This is a genomic window from Shewanella sp. MBTL60-112-B2, from assembly GCF_019655055.1.
In the GTDB taxonomy this organism is placed as follows: Bacteria; Pseudomonadota; Gammaproteobacteria; order Enterobacterales; family Shewanellaceae; genus Shewanella.
The window spans coordinates 24506-39337 of record NZ_BPFA01000017.1; the positions used below are offsets into that span (position 1 = coordinate 24506).

The 14832-nt window shown below is 45.2% G+C and carries 12 protein-coding genes; 5 read left to right on the top strand and 7 right to left on the bottom strand.

All coding sequences use genetic code 11. The features are described 5' to 3' along the window. Positions 1 to 3: 3 nt before the first annotated feature. Positions 4 to 384, top strand: coding sequence for an STAS/SEC14 domain-containing protein (locus tag K5Q73_RS12030; protein WP_220762838.1), 381 nt, complete (start codon positions 4 to 6; stop codon positions 382 to 384). A 296-nt stretch (positions 385 to 680) separates the two neighbouring features. Here the strand turns inward: K5Q73_RS12030 and lolE are convergent, their stop codons facing one another. From lolE to K5Q73_RS12045, 3 genes are all read right to left on the bottom strand, one after another. Further along, positions 681 to 1934, bottom strand: coding sequence for a lipoprotein-releasing ABC transporter permease subunit LolE (gene lolE, locus K5Q73_RS12035; RefSeq protein ID WP_220762840.1), 1254 nt, complete (start codon positions 1932 to 1934; stop codon positions 681 to 683). After that, entirely contained in the window at positions 1931 to 2629 is a 699-nt protein-coding gene (lolD, locus tag K5Q73_RS12040; protein ID WP_259650787.1) for a lipoprotein-releasing ABC transporter ATP-binding protein LolD, read from the bottom strand. The genes lolE and lolD overlap by 4 nt, the downstream gene beginning before the upstream one ends. A gap of 79 nt (positions 2630 to 2708) precedes the next feature. After that, positions 2709 to 3932 carry a lipoprotein-releasing ABC transporter permease subunit gene (locus K5Q73_RS12045; RefSeq protein ID WP_220762844.1) on the bottom strand — a complete coding sequence of 408 codons (1224 nt, stop codon included), beginning with the start codon at positions 3930 to 3932 and terminating at the stop codon, positions 2709 to 2711. A 218-nt stretch (positions 3933 to 4150) separates the two neighbouring features. Between K5Q73_RS12045 and K5Q73_RS12050 the strand changes: the two genes are divergently transcribed. The 3 genes from K5Q73_RS12050 to K5Q73_RS12060 all read left to right on the top strand — a co-directional run bounded on the left by K5Q73_RS12050 (position 4151) and on the right by K5Q73_RS12060 (position 9309). Further along, the gene (locus K5Q73_RS12050; protein WP_220762846.1) at positions 4151 to 4735 is read left to right on the top strand and encodes a hypothetical protein; all 585 of its coding nucleotides are present in this window, start codon (positions 4151 to 4153) and stop codon (positions 4733 to 4735) included. 90 nt (positions 4736 to 4825) lie between these two features. Next, the gene (gene mfd, locus K5Q73_RS12055; RefSeq protein ID WP_220762848.1) at positions 4826 to 8299 is read left to right on the top strand and encodes a transcription-repair coupling factor; all 3474 of its coding nucleotides are present in this window, start codon (positions 4826 to 4828) and stop codon (positions 8297 to 8299) included. Positions 8300 to 8301: 2 nt separating this feature from the next. Continuing rightward, on the top strand, positions 8302 to 9309 hold the full coding sequence (locus K5Q73_RS12060; RefSeq protein ID WP_220762850.1) for a peptidoglycan binding protein CsiV: 1008 nt from the start codon (positions 8302 to 8304) through the stop codon (positions 9307 to 9309). Here the strand turns inward: K5Q73_RS12060 and K5Q73_RS12065 are convergent. From K5Q73_RS12065 to nagZ, 3 genes are all read right to left on the bottom strand, one after another. Further along, entirely contained in the window at positions 9306 to 9581 is a 276-nt protein-coding gene (locus K5Q73_RS12065; protein ID WP_220762852.1) for an acylphosphatase, read from the bottom strand. The genes K5Q73_RS12060 and K5Q73_RS12065 overlap by 4 nt on opposite strands. Before the next feature lie 643 nt (positions 9582 to 10224). Then, positions 10225 to 10764 (bottom strand): alpha/beta hydrolase YcfP, encoded by a 540-nt coding sequence (gene ycfP, locus K5Q73_RS12070; RefSeq protein WP_220762858.1) that lies wholly within the window; start codon positions 10762 to 10764, stop codon positions 10225 to 10227. A gap of 73 nt (positions 10765 to 10837) precedes the next feature. Next, positions 10838 to 11845: a beta-N-acetylhexosaminidase gene (nagZ, locus tag K5Q73_RS12075; RefSeq protein WP_220762860.1), complete on the bottom strand. Its 1008-nt coding sequence runs from the start codon at positions 11843 to 11845 to the stop codon at positions 10838 to 10840. 389 nt (positions 11846 to 12234) lie between these two features. Between nagZ and K5Q73_RS12080 the strand changes: the two genes are divergently transcribed. Next, positions 12235 to 13611: an L-serine ammonia-lyase gene (locus K5Q73_RS12080; protein WP_220762862.1), complete on the top strand. Its 1377-nt coding sequence runs from the start codon at positions 12235 to 12237 to the stop codon at positions 13609 to 13611. 85 nt (positions 13612 to 13696) lie between these two features. On the opposite strand, the gene cysB is transcribed toward K5Q73_RS12080, so the two are convergent. After that, a complete protein-coding gene (gene cysB, locus K5Q73_RS12085; RefSeq protein WP_220762864.1) occupies positions 13697 to 14671 on the bottom strand; it encodes an HTH-type transcriptional regulator CysB in 975 nt (324 codons plus the stop codon). Between the last annotated feature and the right edge of the window lie 161 nt (positions 14672 to 14832).

The following is a 14832-nucleotide window of genomic DNA, read 5'->3' on the forward strand; positions in this document are numbered from 1 at the left end:
GCAATGACAGCCCTAAGACATGGATTTTCCATCGGGATCGAAAGAATGAATGATGAGTTTTTTCTTACCCTCAAAGCCAAAGGTAAGTTAACCCATAGTGATTACCTTGCGATTACACCAGTGATTGACTCGGCGCTATCTGAGGTTAAGCAGCCAAAAATTAAAGCATTATTTGATGCAACTGAACTTGAAGGCTGGGAACTCAGCGCCGCTTGGGATGATTTAAAACTTGGATTAAAACATGGCAATCAATTCGTTAAGATTGCGCTTTATGGTAATAAGGGCTGGCAAGAGATTGCTTCAAAAATAGGTAACTGGTTTATTGCCGGAGAGACTCGCTACTTTGACAATGAGCCCGATGCCCTCGCTTGGCTTCACCAATAGCGCTTAACCAATAGCGCTTAATCGTCAGCATTTAATCGATAGTTCTTAACCCAGACCCTATAACCGAGCAGGAATTGGGTTCTTTGCTTTAAAAGCAATAAACCACGAAGCGCTCACTTCTTTGCTGCACTGAGGACACGAAGAAAAGATAAAGCTCTGGGTGGCTTTTCTTCGTGCTCTTCGTCCTCTTAGTGTCTTTTGTAGTCTATTGCTATCTTTCGAAGCTATCGAATTTTCTCTGAATAACTTCCTTAAGAGATCAGCATTACTGTATCTGCTGTATTTATCAATCGCTTCTACCGACCCGCTAATGCTCTCGCTGGCGGAGTCTGGCTGGCTTTCCATGCCGGATACAAAGTCGCTATTACGCTCATCACAAAGGCCAGTGCTATAACCGTCACCACATCGCCGCCTTTTAGCTGTGAAGGCAAAAAGTCAATAAAATAGACATCGGCAGATAACAGCTGAATGCCAAACAACGACTCAATGCCACGGGCTATCGCACTTAAGTTTAAGGCGATAAGCGTGCCTAACACCCCGCCGATAGCACAACCTAAAACACCATTAAACGCCCCCTGTACAATAAAGATCAGCATAATTGATGCTTTTTTCATGCCCATAGTAAGTAAAATCGCAATTTCAGACTGCTTATCGCGTACCGCCATGACTAAGGTCGATACGATATTAAAGCACGCTACCGCAATCACTAGTGCCAACACTAAGTACATCACCATACGTACCAATTGAATATCTTGATACAGGTGGCCTTGAGTGCGGGTCCAGTCAGAAATATACACATACTGCTGCTGGCTATAACCTAAATCGCGGATCAATCTTGGTGCGGCAAACACATCATCCACTTTAATGCGCACACCTGAAACACTGTCGCCTAGCTTTAAGGTCTTGGCTGCATACTGCATTGGAATATAAGCCGTGCTCATATCCAGCTCTCCACCGAGTTCAAAAATCCCCGAGACCACAAAACGGTGGCTCTTTGCTGCGCCAATCCGATTTTGTGACTGATTATTAATGTTGGGCATATATAAACTTAGAGACTGGCCAACTTTTAAATCGAGACTCTTAGCTAAGCCCTTACCTAAGACGATGTTGTTACTTTTGTGCTGAGCAAGACTTTGCCAACTTTCAGGCGACATAAACTGCTTAATATTGGACACCTTTGCCTCAGTATCCACATCAACGCCAAGTACGGTCAAGCCTTGAAAGCCGCCAACCTTCTGCACGAGTCCCTGCATGCGCACAAACGGTGCAGCTGCAACAATGCCCGGCACCTTATTGGCATCATCAACTATCGATTGCCATTGATGAATAGGCTCGTTAACACCAATAAGCTCACCATGGGACACCACGCCTAATAGGCGCTGTTCTAACTCTTTCTCAAAGCCGTTCATTGCCGACAACACCACGATCAGCACAGCAACCCCAAGGGCAATACCTGCCGTTGACGCGAAAGAGATAAAGCTAATAAATCGATTAGACTGGCGGGCGAAGTAAAAGCGCCAACCTATCCACATCGCCAACAAAGCTCTCATGCGTTAAGTTCCTCAGCTTGCACTAGACGGCCATCTTTCATGTGCAACTGTCTGTCCATTCTAGCGGCTAAACTTTGATCATGGGTGACGACCACAAATGCGGTGCCAAGCTGCGCCGCAAGCTCTGTTATCAACTCATAAACGGCTTCGCCACTATTTGCATCTAAGTTACCTGTTGGCTCATCGGCTAACACTAACTTAGGGTCGTTAATTAAGGCTCTTGCTATCGCCACTCTTTGGCGTTCACCACCCGACATTTCAGCCGGAGTATGGCTCAATCTATGCCCTAGCCCCACGCGCTCAAGAAGTGACTTTGCCTTGGCCTCAACCTGCTTTCGACTCTGCCCCTGGATAAGCGCTGGCATGGAAACATTTTCAAGCGCTGTAAATTCCGGTAACAGATGGTGAAACTGATAGATAAAGCCAAGATGCTCGTTGCGGATCTGTGCTTGGCGCTGGCTCGAGAGTTTATATAAGTCTTCACCTAACATGGTTACACTGCCGCTGCTCGGGCTATCTAAAGTGCCCATAATATGCAGTAAAGTACTCTTACCCGAACCTGAGCTACCAACAATTGCCAGCTGCTCGCCTTTAAATACTTGCAGCTCAACGCCATGTAACACCTCGGTATCGACCGAGCCTTCTTGATAACGTTTGCTTACGTGACTGACTTGCAGCAATAATTCTTGATTCATTTTTAACTCGCTATTCATATCTTATTCTTGCCCTACTCGTATCACCGCTTATTCGTATCGACGCTTATTTGTATCTAAGCTACTCATATCTAAGCGCGGTAGCAGGCTGTACATTAGCCGCTCTAATTGCAGGATAAACGGTGGCGACTAATGTCATCACTAAGGTGCCAACAACGATCCAACTCAGTTGACTCAACTCAAGTTGTACAGGCAGGTTTTGCCCCGCTCCCAAGATGGAGATCCCCAGAGCCTGAGTAATAGTGTTTAGGTTAAGGGTGAGCAAGCTGCCGACGGCCACGCCAGAAATAAGGCCGATAACGGCATTGAGCGAGCCTTGGATCATAAAAATCCCCATCACATTCGCCGTTGTCAGGCCTTGCGTCTTAAGTACCGCCACATCAGTAGTCTTATCCACCACCATCATCACTAAGGCTGAAACGATGTTAAACGCCGCTACAGCAATAATAAGGCTGAGCATCAAAGACATCATGTTCTTTTCCATCTTCACCGCACCAAACAGATGGCCATAGGTATCACGCCAATCAGTAGTACTCACAGGGGTGCTAAATTGCGCTGTCACCTCAGGTGCAATTTTGGCGGCATTAAATGGGTCGTCTAGATACAGTCGTAGCTCTTTGACCTCTCCAGCCTTTTGACGCATCAGTCGCTGAGCGTCATCGTGATGAACATAGGCCAGGGTCGCATCGACTTGTGAGCCCATTTCAAAGACACCTGCGACGGTGAACTTACGTTGACTCGGCACCGGGCCCAATGGGGTATATACCACGCCATCACCGCTAAGGATTCGAATTTTATCCCCTGGTGCAACATCGAGTTTTCGAGCTAACTCGGCACCTAAAATAACTCGGTACTTTCCTGACTCTAAGGCGTCAAAATTCCCAGAAAAGACTCGCTGAGTGGTATTGAGTAGTGTTTTTTCTTGCTCAGGATAGATGCCATACACCTGCGCTGCGCCAATATTACTCGGCGACTGCACCATGGCTTGAGTTGATATGCTGGGAGTTACGCCTATAACTCCCGCCAGTTGGCTCAATTTAGCCACTTGCTTTGGCCAATTTTCGATGGGCGTTTGCGAGTGCACGGTTAATTGCGGCACCGCACCTAGAATGCGTTGTTTAAGCTGATTTTCTAAGCCATTCATCACCGAACTGACCACAATCAATGCTGCCACTCCGAGTAAAATGCCAGAAACAGAAAAAATAGTAATAAATGATGCGAATGCGTTGGCTTTACGGGAACGCCAGTAGCGATAACCAATATAAAACGATAATGAAAAATTCATTAAAAAACCTAAATAAAATCAACTAATGCAGAGCTCAATTACCATTATCGTTATCTTGTTAACGGCGACTGAAACGAGACAAGTATTACTCAAGGCTTTACAAAAAAGTCCCAATACTCGCTAAAACTGTAAGACATTTTTATGTCTAACCTTGCTAAATCATAAAGATGCGCACGATAATAGGGGTATTAGCCCCCTAAAAACAAGAGGCAACCCCCTTGTTAACAGACTCTACCGCCTATTTTAGTATTAATCACCCATTTGATGTCTATTTGAGTCCTTGGGACAAAGCCAAACCGCTGCCATCTGCTGAGCAACTTAGCTTTATGTTACCAACAAGTTTACAGCTAATTAGCGATGTAAAAGCTCTCGAATCAGACTGCCTGATACAACTTCGCCACCTCGATGATGATGCAAAAACTGTAGTTGAATTTTTGAAACTACAATCTCGAAAAATCGATATGGTGTTGCAGCACATCATAGCCAAAGAGGAATACCAAGGCAGCCATTACATCGGCACGCAGTTTGGTGGCAGCGGCATTACTTTGATGAGCCCATCACCTCTAGCACTCGGCCAAGAGTATCAGGTGACGTTACATATCAAAGAAGAGCTCGTCGCCCTGCTCTGTTTAGCCAAAGTTAAAGCCTGCTCACTCGTCGAAAACGCTGATGAATCTAACACGACGCAATATGCGGCGGAGCTAAGCTTTAGTGTGATCCAAGATAGCGATGTCGAGCAGTTGGTTAAAGCCAGCCTTAGTTTGCAGCAAAAACAACTCAAGCTACGACAATTATCACGCTAACCCAAAAAGAATTTTCACTGGCATGAGCTGAGACAAGCCTCTACAATACTTAGCAAGTTTACTGCTATCTGGACTTGTTTCCTCGCCTTAATGAATGCTTTTTCTGTATTGACTCCACCAGCGGTCAAGAGTGCCAAACTGGCCCAAACGCTGTGTACACTTGGCGGCGCAGCTCAAGCGCTTACCATCGCGAATATTGCTAAGCAACATTTAGGGGTTACCTTAGTGGTGACCGCTGATACACCTAATGCAATCAGCCTAGAAACTGAGCTTGGCTATCTGCTGAGTGAGCAATCAATACCGATCTGGCTTTTTCCCGATAGAGAAACACTTCCCTACGACAGCTTTTCGCCGCACCAAGACTTGGTTTCACAGCGACTTGAAGCCTTGTCGCGTATCCCACAAGCACAACACGCCGTTGTTATTGTCCCTATCACCACATTAATGGTGCGCCTGCCGCCACAATCGTTCCTAACCGGTAACGTATTGATGCTGGAAAAAGGCGACAAATACCGCCTAATGGATGTGCGTGAGCAGCTTATTAACACAGGCTATCATGGGGTTGAGCAGGTTTATGAACATGGCGAGTTTGCTGTGCGTGGCTCGATTATCGATATTTTCCCTATGGGCTCGAGCCAGCCTTTTAGAATCGAGTTATTCGACGATGAAGTGGAAACCATTCGTCATTTTGATCCTGAGACTCAAAGATCGAGTAAAGAGATCAATGCCATTCGTTTGTTACCGGCAAAAGAGTTTCCTACCGATGACGCCGCAATTGAAGGCTTTAGACAAAGATACCGTCGCCGTTTTGAGGTCTTAGTCAAAGAACCAGGCTCTATCTATCAGATGGTCAGTAAGAAGACCATGCCTGCCGGTATTGAAAACTACCTGCCGCTGTTTTTTGATGAAACCGCGACCCTGTTTGATTATCTGCCGAGTAATACCCAACTGATCACCCTAGGTGATATTGAAGCGGCGACTCACTCGCACCTTCATGAAGTAGAATTACGCTATGAAGACAGACGAGTCGACCCATTAAGACCCCTACTTACACCACAAGAGTTATACCTACTTACCGAGCAGATCTTCGCCTCTTTTAAAGGCTTACCTCGATTTGGGCTTAAAGATGAGAGCTACACTGGCACGGCTGCCCATGCTAAAACCAGCAAGCTACCGGATATTTGCGCCAACCATAAGCTCAAACAACCTTTAGCCGAGCTAGAAAAATACGCAGCCCTTGGCGACCGAATGTTATTTAGCGCCGAATCTGAAGGTCGCCGCGAGGCGCTTCTAGAGTTGCTTGGTAAGATCAGCATTAAGCCCAAACTGTTTAATCACTTCGATGAGTTTGTTGTCAGTAAGGCAAAAGTGGGACTCATAGTGTCCCCCCTTGCTCAAGGCTGTATCGTTGAGAAAAAAACAGGCGGCAAGTTCAGTTTAATCTGTGAAACTGAGCTGTTTGGTCAAAGGATCTCACAGCGTCGCCGCCGTGATAAGCAGCGCCAAATTAGCTCCGATGCGCTAGTTAAAAACTTAGCCGAACTCAAAGTAGGCCAGCCTATTGTTCACTTAGATCATGGCGTGGCGCGCTATCAAGGTTTAGAAACTTTAGACACTGGTGGCTTAGTGGCCGAGTATTTGGTGCTTGAATACTCGGGTGGCGATAAGCTTTATGTGCCAGTGGCTGCACTTAATTTAATTAGCCGTTATAGCGTTGGCCCTGATGAAGAGGCAACGCTAAATAAACTCGGTAATGAAAGCTGGGCTAAAGCAAAGAAAAAAGCGGTTGAAAAAATTCGCGATGTCGCCGCCGAGCTTCTTGATGTTTATGCTCGCAGACAAGCGCGCCCAGGTGAAGCTTGTCGAATCGACCAAGAAGAGTATGCTCAGTTTGCCAATAGCTTCCCTTATGAAGAAACCGTTGACCAAGAAACGGCTATCGAAGCCGTTTTGGAAGATATGCGTAATCCAACCGCCATGGACAGACTGGTTTGTGGTGATGTGGGCTTTGGTAAAACCGAAGTTGCCATGCGCGCGGCTTTTGTCGCCGTAAATGATGGTAAACAAGTCGCAATTTTGGTGCCGACGACCCTGCTCGCTCAGCAACATTATGAAAACTTTAAGGACAGATTTGCTGACTGGCCATTTAAGATTGAAGTCATGTCGCGCTTTAAAACCGCCAAAGAGCAGACTCAGGTCATGAAAGATTTGCTAGACGGTAAAGTGGATATCGTTATTGGTACTCATAAGCTACTGCAATCTGAGGCTAAGTTTGAAAACTTAGGCTTACTGGTGATTGATGAAGAGCACCGTTTTGGCGTCAGACAAAAAGAGAAAATTAAAGCGCTACGTGCTAATGTCGATATCTTAACCTTAACCGCTACGCCAATTCCACGTACCTTAAATATGGCCATGTCTGGCATGCGTGATTTGTCGATTATTGCCACTCCTCCGGCTAAACGACTCGCCGTAAAGACCTTCGTCAGAGAGTACGATGAACCCACAATACGTGAAGCCTTGTTGCGTGAAATATTAAGGGGTGGCCAGGTCTACTTCTTGCACAATAGCGTTGAGACCATCGAAAAGCGTGCGGCAGAGATAAGTGAACTGCTACCTGAAGCGCGGGTCGTGACTGCCCATGGCCAGATGCGAGAGCGTGAACTTGAACGAGTGATGTCAGATTTTTATCATCAGCGCTTTAACGTGTTGGTGTGTACTACCATCATCGAAACCGGTATCGACGTACCATCAGCCAATACGATTGTGATTGAGCGTGCCGATAACTTTGGTCTGGCACAGTTGCATCAGCTACGAGGCCGTGTGGGGCGTTCTCATCATCAAGCCTACGCCTATTTGATGACGCCCCATCCAAAGCGTATGACCAAAGATGCCCGTAAACGTTTAGAGGCCATCGGTGCGTTAGAAGATCTTGGAGCAGGATTTATGCTTGCCACCCAAGATTTGGAAATTCGCGGCGCTGGAGAGTTGCTAGGCGATGAGCAAAGCGGTCATATCTCCAAGATTGGTTTTACCCTCTACATGGAAATGTTAGAAGATGCGGTGAAATCACTTAAGCAAGGTAAAGAGCCGTCGCTAAACCAGATGTTGCGCCATCAGTGTGAAATCGAGCTGCGGATCCCTGCGCTATTGCCTGAAGATTATGTTGGCGATGTGAATATTCGCCTATCTCTGTATAAACGCATTGCTAACTGCGAAACCGCAAAAGCACTCGACGAAATGAAAGTTGAGTTGATTGACCGCTTCGGTATGTTGCCCGATGCGACTAAAAATCTTATGGAGATGACACTTTATAAGCATTTGGCCACACAGTTAGGCTTAAGAAAAATCGAAATGCACGCTAAAGGTGGTAGTATAGAGTTCGGTGAAAACAATAAGGTTGATCCAACCTTCATCATCGGATTACTACAGAGCCAGCCCCAAGTATATCGAATGGACGGGCCCAATAAGCTAAAATTTGCAATGCCTTCTGAAACAGCGAAAGACAGGCTCGCACTACTTAAACTGTTAATTGAGCAGTTGTTTCAACATCGTCTTGGAGAATAACCGTGTTAAGACTATCTAAAAACAAGCTAAGCGCAGCTTTAGCTGTTAGCCTTTTATCCAGCTTATCTGCTGCTGTAAGCGCCGCAGAGGAACGTTGGTTTGAGGTCGAAGTCTATCTCTTTGAGCGCGATGCACCGAGCGTTGAGCAGTGGCCTGCTAAAGTCGCAGAGACTCGTACACGCAAGACTGTCGACTTTATTACGCCAATGGTCAGCACTGATTTAACTGCCGTGAGTATGGGGCTTAACGGTTGTAGTTCAAGCGATTGGGCTACTGACAGCGTCAACTGTAATGAGCAACTTAGTAAAGCCAACCATAAAGCTTTAGCCGATGTGCCGATGCAAATTGCCGCACCACGACCTGCGGTTGCGCATTTAGGTGATGGCGCGGTACTGCTCGCTGAAACCCAAAGTCAATTCAAAGATATTATCGCTACTATTTCTCGTGAAAAAGGCACCACCAGCCTTTTGCATATGACATGGCAGCAATCAATGCTCCCTCGTAGCCGAGCGATTCCGGTAAAACTCTACTCAGGGCATGATTACTCAGAGCAGTACGAGTTTAACGGACAGCCGATTGAGGTTAACACTAGCGCTTCAGAGTTTGGCAACTTCGATTTTATGGAGAGTCAATTCTCAAGTGATACCCAAGAACCCGTTTGGAAACTTGATGGCACGATAAATATTTATCTGCAGCATTATCTGTTTATTGAAACTAACTTCACCTTACGCGAAGAAGGGTATAAAACGATAACGTTGACACAAAATGAACGGTTAATGAGCCCTAATACTGAAGAAAGTGTAGCAGATGTGTCAGCTCAAGAAGTAACAAAACCTTACCTCTACGCAATTGGTATGCAGCAAAATCGCCGAGTACGTAGTGATGAAGTACACTACTTTGACCACCCTAAAATGGGCATGATCATTCAGATTAGAAAAATGCAGCAACCGAGCGCTATGACCAGCCAGGTGACGGATAACCTTGCGACCTTGCCACAGGCTACGTATTAAAGCTGGATAATAGAAAAATCGAGGTAGATCTCATCTGCCTCGTCCTCTTCAACAATCACCTCTTCTACCCGTGACGTAGCTGAGCCGATATAGCACCAACTGATAAGCTTATCCACTGCAGGATGGCCTCCTTGCGCTAAGATCTGCACCGAACCATCGCTTAGATTACTCACGTACCCAGTCACTCCAAGTGCATTAGCTTGAACAAGTGCATTATCACGATAAGAAACTCCTTGCACCTTACCGTAAATCTTAATGATGACACGCTTCATAACACATTCCTTGTACGACCACTCAACACGCCTGCAGTCGAATCTTGGTAAATAGTAGCAATTTCAGATCCAAAACAACCGAATATCAATCTGTATAAGAAATAACATAGTCTAAAGCCCAGCGATGAGCAAAGATAAGCTCAAGTTGTGCTCTTTAACCATAACAACTTATACCAATCAGTATTAACCGTGATTAAAAAGGGGCTGAGTCATTATACCAATCAGTATAAGAATTTGATCTACTCAGAGCGATTTTTGGCAAACTAATTCAAGGCGAATAGCAGCAATAATGGTTATTCGCTTATAAAGTTATTCAACGCAGAAGTAGGCAGCCAAAAACGCTCCAGAATGGCGAGTTTTAGCAATTCTGATGCTGTGTTAACGGGCTTAACCGTAGAACGACTATGCTCTTCACTCGTTGCAAACCACATATATGTGGTGAATGTCATTAATGCACGACTATATGGATATAGGAGGTAGAGTAACGCAGGAGCAGTTACCGAGGAGCATTTAATGACCTTGCCTCAGAACCGCTAAACTCTCGCTGAGCGACTAAATGTTTATACTAATTGGTATGTCAAACGATATAAAAAACCACCAAGAGCATGATTGCTATTGGTGGTTTTAGAAAAGCGTAGCAAAATTAGCCCGCTTTAAATGCCTTAATACACTGCAATTGACCCGCTAGCGAGACAAACTTATGCAGCTGCTCTTCATCCCACTCTATTGAATAGTAATCTTTAAGGGTGGACTCAACATTGACGTTGTCATTGACATCATCCTTACGTGCCAAGATGCACAGCGCTTTACCTTTATTTAAGGCGCGAAAATCTTTAACACACTTGTTAGCAATATCGGCGTACTCTTCTGGGCGGTCAATCTGACCGACCATATTATTTTGAGGCAACAAATTTGGATTAATCAGCACCGATTTAATGCCATTTAAAAATCCGATCCGCTCAGCCCAATACCCTCCTAAACCGACCCCAATAATCAAAGGCGACTTATCCTCTGAAGAGGCGATCTGCTTGCTGACTTCGTTCAGCAAGTACTGCATATCGTTTTTAGGATGCAAGGTGCTATAACTGACCAAGCGCACGTCGTCGTCAATAAACTGCAACTGACGCATTTTGTCATGATTACCTGGGCTTGTTGCATCAAACCCATGAAGATAAAGGATCATTCTCGTCCTCCGAAAAAATTCATGTATATTATTAACTACTAACCTAGCAAGCTAAATGGACTTGCGTGTTGTGCTAAATCAAATTTTGGGCAATGGCCTTAGCCCGCTCCCAGCGACTACTGTCTTCTAAGGCTTTAGCCACTCGACTCTGATCCGGTTTTAACAGGTTAGCACTCAAACCCTGAGCTGCATCGGGCCAATTAACCCCCTCTAACACCTCTGTCGCTCCAAGACTATCGTTACAAACTAGAATCATATTACATCCGGCATCGAGAGCTGCTTGGGCCCTAGCGGTGTAACCACCCGCAACCGCCGCGCCCTTCATACCTAAATCATCGGAGAAAATCACCCCGTTGAAGGCTAGCTGCTTACGCAATACATCTTGTAGCCAAAATGGAGAAAAACCCGCTGGCTGACTATCCACCTTAGGATAAATCACATGAGCAGGCATGATGCCCTGAAGTCGATTTTTAGCAATGAGCGTCTTGAACGGCTGCATATCGTTGGCAAAAATCTCATCTTGGCTGCGCTCATCAACAGGTTTCGCAATATGAGAGTCGGCTTCAACACTACCATGCCCAGGGAAATGCTTACCCACGGCGCACATACCCGCTTGCTCCATGCCATCAATGAAGGCACTAGCAAGCTCGGCAACCTCCCCCTTGTCTGGACTGAAACTTCTGGTGCCTATCACTTGGCTAACACCATTTAAATCCAATACTGGCGCAAAGCTTAAATCGATATCGACTGCAAGCAATTCTATCGCCATCAAATAACCAAGCTCGGTAGCCCAGCTCTTTGCCTGCGCCATATCGCCTTTGGCAGCGGGAAGAATATCTCCCATAGCTGGTAGCACAGTAAAACCTTCTCGAAAGCGTTGCACTCTGCCACCTTCATGATCGACTGCGATCAAAATATCTGGGCGAATAGCACGTATTGACTTAATGAGGGTGATCAACTGAGTCCTGCTGACATAATTACGACTAAACAAAATTAAGCCGCCAATCATGGGGTGAGTTAACTGCGATGATTCCGTAGCACTCAGCTCCGTTGACTCGATATCTAACATCAAATAACTCATATTACCCTCTAAATTCTTAATCTCTTGACAATCTAACCTAGCAAAACTTAAAAAACACATTCTATCGCCTGAACGAAAACCTGCTAAATAAACGCATACAAAACAACAGCTAACACCAATTTAAAAACAAAAAAACAGCATTAACCCAACCAAAATGCAATTAGAATATCTAATGTGTAGAAATTGCATACAAAAAACTAATGGTAGAGAAAAAGCTAAAGTATGGGATACTTTTTAACAGCAATTAATTCAAGCTACTAAGATTAACATCAAGCATAGTGTTTTCACGCTCAATCAGTGAAATATACCAAGATAATGGGCATTCCTCCATTACCTCATCTTAGTAAAGTTGATCATAACTATAACGACTAGAGCAATAAAGGTTTAGCATGATTAGTGTATTCGACATGTTCAAAATCGGCATCGGGCCGTCAAGTTCTCATACAGTAGGTCCAATGAAAGCGGGCAACGTTTTTATTGAACAACTTCAGCAGTTAAATATTCTCGACAGCGTTGATGAATTACGTTCAGAGCTGTTTGGCTCTTTAGGGCAAACAGGTGTAGGGCACGGTACAGGTAAGGCTGTCATTTTAGGCCTTATGGGAGAAGCGCCAGATACAGTAGACACTGACTGCATTGATGCCATTTTAGAGCAGGTAAAAAATACCGGGCAGCTAACACTGCCGAATGGACGAAAAGTCTTGTTTACCCGCGCAGACGGCATCACCTACCATAGACGCAAAAGCCTGCCTGCTCATGCTAATGCCATGACCTTATATGCCTATAAGGACGGTGAATGCATTTATGAACGCACCTATTACTCTGTAGGTGGTGGCTTCATTCTCGATGAAGATGAAATTAAAGCGCAAGATGCATCACCAGCCGCCCCAATAAAATCAGCTCCTTTTGACTTTGACTCAGCACAACAACTGCTTGAGCTCTGTACTGAAAATGGTTTCAGTATTTCATCACTGATGATGATGAATGAACTCAGCATTGCCAACGCCGACGAGATCAATGATCAATTATGGCAAATTTGGCAAACCATGAAGACCTGTGTTGAACGCGGTTATCAAAAAGAAGGGATCCTTCCCGGTGGTCTTAAGCTTCGACGCCGTGCCCCTTCGCTACATCGCCGTTTAAAAGCTGAAGGCAAGAACTGCGTCGACCCGCTAACGGCTATGGATTGGGTCGATCTATTTGCCCTTTCTGTGAACGAGCAAAATGCTGCTGGCGACCGCGTTGTTACCGCACCGACGAACGGAGCCGCGGGGATCATCCCTGCAGTTTTATGCTATTACGATATGTTCGTTCAAGAAGTTGATAGAGACGTATGTTCTCGTTACCTACTTACCGCAGCGGCAATTGGTATTCTTTATAAGAAAAATGCTTCTATCTCAGGCGCTGAAGTCGGCTGTCAGGGCGAAGTTGGCGTGGCTTGCTCTATGGCAGCAGCAGCACTCACTGAAATCATGGGCGGCACGGTTGAGCATGTTGAGAATGCAGCAGAAATCGGCATGGAACATAACCTGGGCTTAACCTGTGACCCCGTAGGCGGCCTTGTACAAGTTCCTTGTATCGAACGTAACGCTATGGGTGCGGTAAAAGCAATTAACGCTTCACGCATGGCTATGCGTGGCGATGGTAACCATAAAGTCTCACTCGATAAAGTGATTAAGACCATGATGGATACAGGTAAAGATATGCGCAGCAAGTATAAAGAGACCGCCAAGGGTGGCCTTGCGGTAAATATTGTAGAGTGTTAAATCACAGAGTCATCTGCCGATAAGATGATTTAGTACATAATAAAAAACCTCGCGATGGCGAGGTTTTTTTATTTCAGGCACATGACTAGCGTACTGGTAGCTCTATATCTGCAAACATAGCTTCAATCTGCTGTGCGTCTCTTAATGCAACGGCTTGCTCAACCACAGGTCGAGTCAAATGCGGTGCAAAATGCTCGATAAAATCATACATATATGTACGAAGGAAATTACCCTTCCTGAAGCCAATTTTGGTGGTGCTATGGGCAAATAGATGACTTGCATCAATTGCGACGAGATCTTTATCCATATGCTCATCAATCGCCATAGAGGCAATTACCCCCACACCTAGCCCTAGTCTTACATAAGTCTTTAACACGTCAGCACTGGTCGCACTGAAAACCACTCTTGGCTCAAGGCCTGCGCGATTAAAAGATTTTTCAATTTCAGATGCACGGTCAAAACCAAAAACATAAGTGACTAACGGAAAACGAGCGAGATCTTCGATACTAATATTGCTTCTAGACGCTAAAGGATGATCGCGCGTAACGACTATCGAACGATTCCAGTGATAACAAGGCAACATGATCAAGTCACTGTAGAGGTGCATGGCTTCAGTCGCAATTGCAAAATCGGCGTCGCCTCTTGCAGCCAACTCACTGATCTGCGACGGCGTACCTTGATGCATATGCAAGTTAACTTTTGGATAGCGGTCGATGAACCCTTGAATGATATGCGGTAAAGCGTACCTTGCTTGAGTATCTGTAGTCGCAATATTGAGCTCGCCTTGATCTGGCTTAGTATACTCTTCAGCCACTTTCTTGATACTTTCAACTTTACCGAGAATGTCGTTAGCAATATTAATTACTTGCTGACCAGCTGGCGTAACATGGGTTAAATGCTTACCACTGCGGCCAAAAATCTGGATCCCAAGTTCGTCTTCAAGCATTCGTACTTGCTTGCTTATACCCGGCTGAGATGTATACAGATTTTCTGCAGTAGCAGAAACATTGAGATTGTGATTTACAACCTCAGCAATATATCTAAGTTGCTGCAACTTCATCTTATATCCTTCCGATGGGCAGGCTAAAAACCTGTCTAATATATGAGTTATGATCCATTCAAGTATAATTATTGGTTATAGTACAACGCTATAATTAAATCAAATGGAATATAGCACAATAGTTAACCTCTGCGAAGAGATTATAGAGAATCCATGATGAA

What these genes read in the sequence shown, in the direction of transcription:
- K5Q73_RS12030 (WP_220762838.1), top strand. Translation starts at nt 4, where the DNA reads ATGACAGCCCTAAGACATGGATTTTCCATCGGGATCGAAAGAATGAAT.
- lolE (WP_220762840.1), bottom strand. Translation starts at nt 1,934, where the DNA reads ATGAGAGCTTTGTTGGCGATGTGGATAGGTTGGCGCTTTTACTTCGCC.
- lolD (WP_259650787.1), bottom strand. Translation starts at nt 2,629, where the DNA reads ATGAATCAAGAATTATTGCTGCAAGTCAGTCACGTAAGCAAACGTTAT.
- K5Q73_RS12045 (WP_220762844.1), bottom strand. Translation starts at nt 3,932, where the DNA reads ATGAATTTTTCATTATCGTTTTATATTGGTTATCGCTACTGGCGTTCC.
- mfd (WP_220762848.1), top strand. Translation starts at nt 4,826, where the DNA reads ATGAATGCTTTTTCTGTATTGACTCCACCAGCGGTCAAGAGTGCCAAA.
- K5Q73_RS12065 (WP_220762852.1), bottom strand. Translation starts at nt 9,581, where the DNA reads ATGAAGCGTGTCATCATTAAGATTTACGGTAAGGTGCAAGGAGTTTCT.
- ycfP (WP_220762858.1), bottom strand. Translation starts at nt 10,764, where the DNA reads ATGATCCTTTATCTTCATGGGTTTGATGCAACAAGCCCAGGTAATCAT.
- nagZ (WP_220762860.1), bottom strand. Translation starts at nt 11,845, where the DNA reads ATGAGTTATTTGATGTTAGATATCGAGTCAACGGAGCTGAGTGCTACG.
- K5Q73_RS12080 (WP_220762862.1), top strand. Translation starts at nt 12,235, where the DNA reads ATGATTAGTGTATTCGACATGTTCAAAATCGGCATCGGGCCGTCAAGT.
- cysB (WP_220762864.1), bottom strand. Translation starts at nt 14,671, where the DNA reads ATGAAGTTGCAGCAACTTAGATATATTGCTGAGGTTGTAAATCACAAT.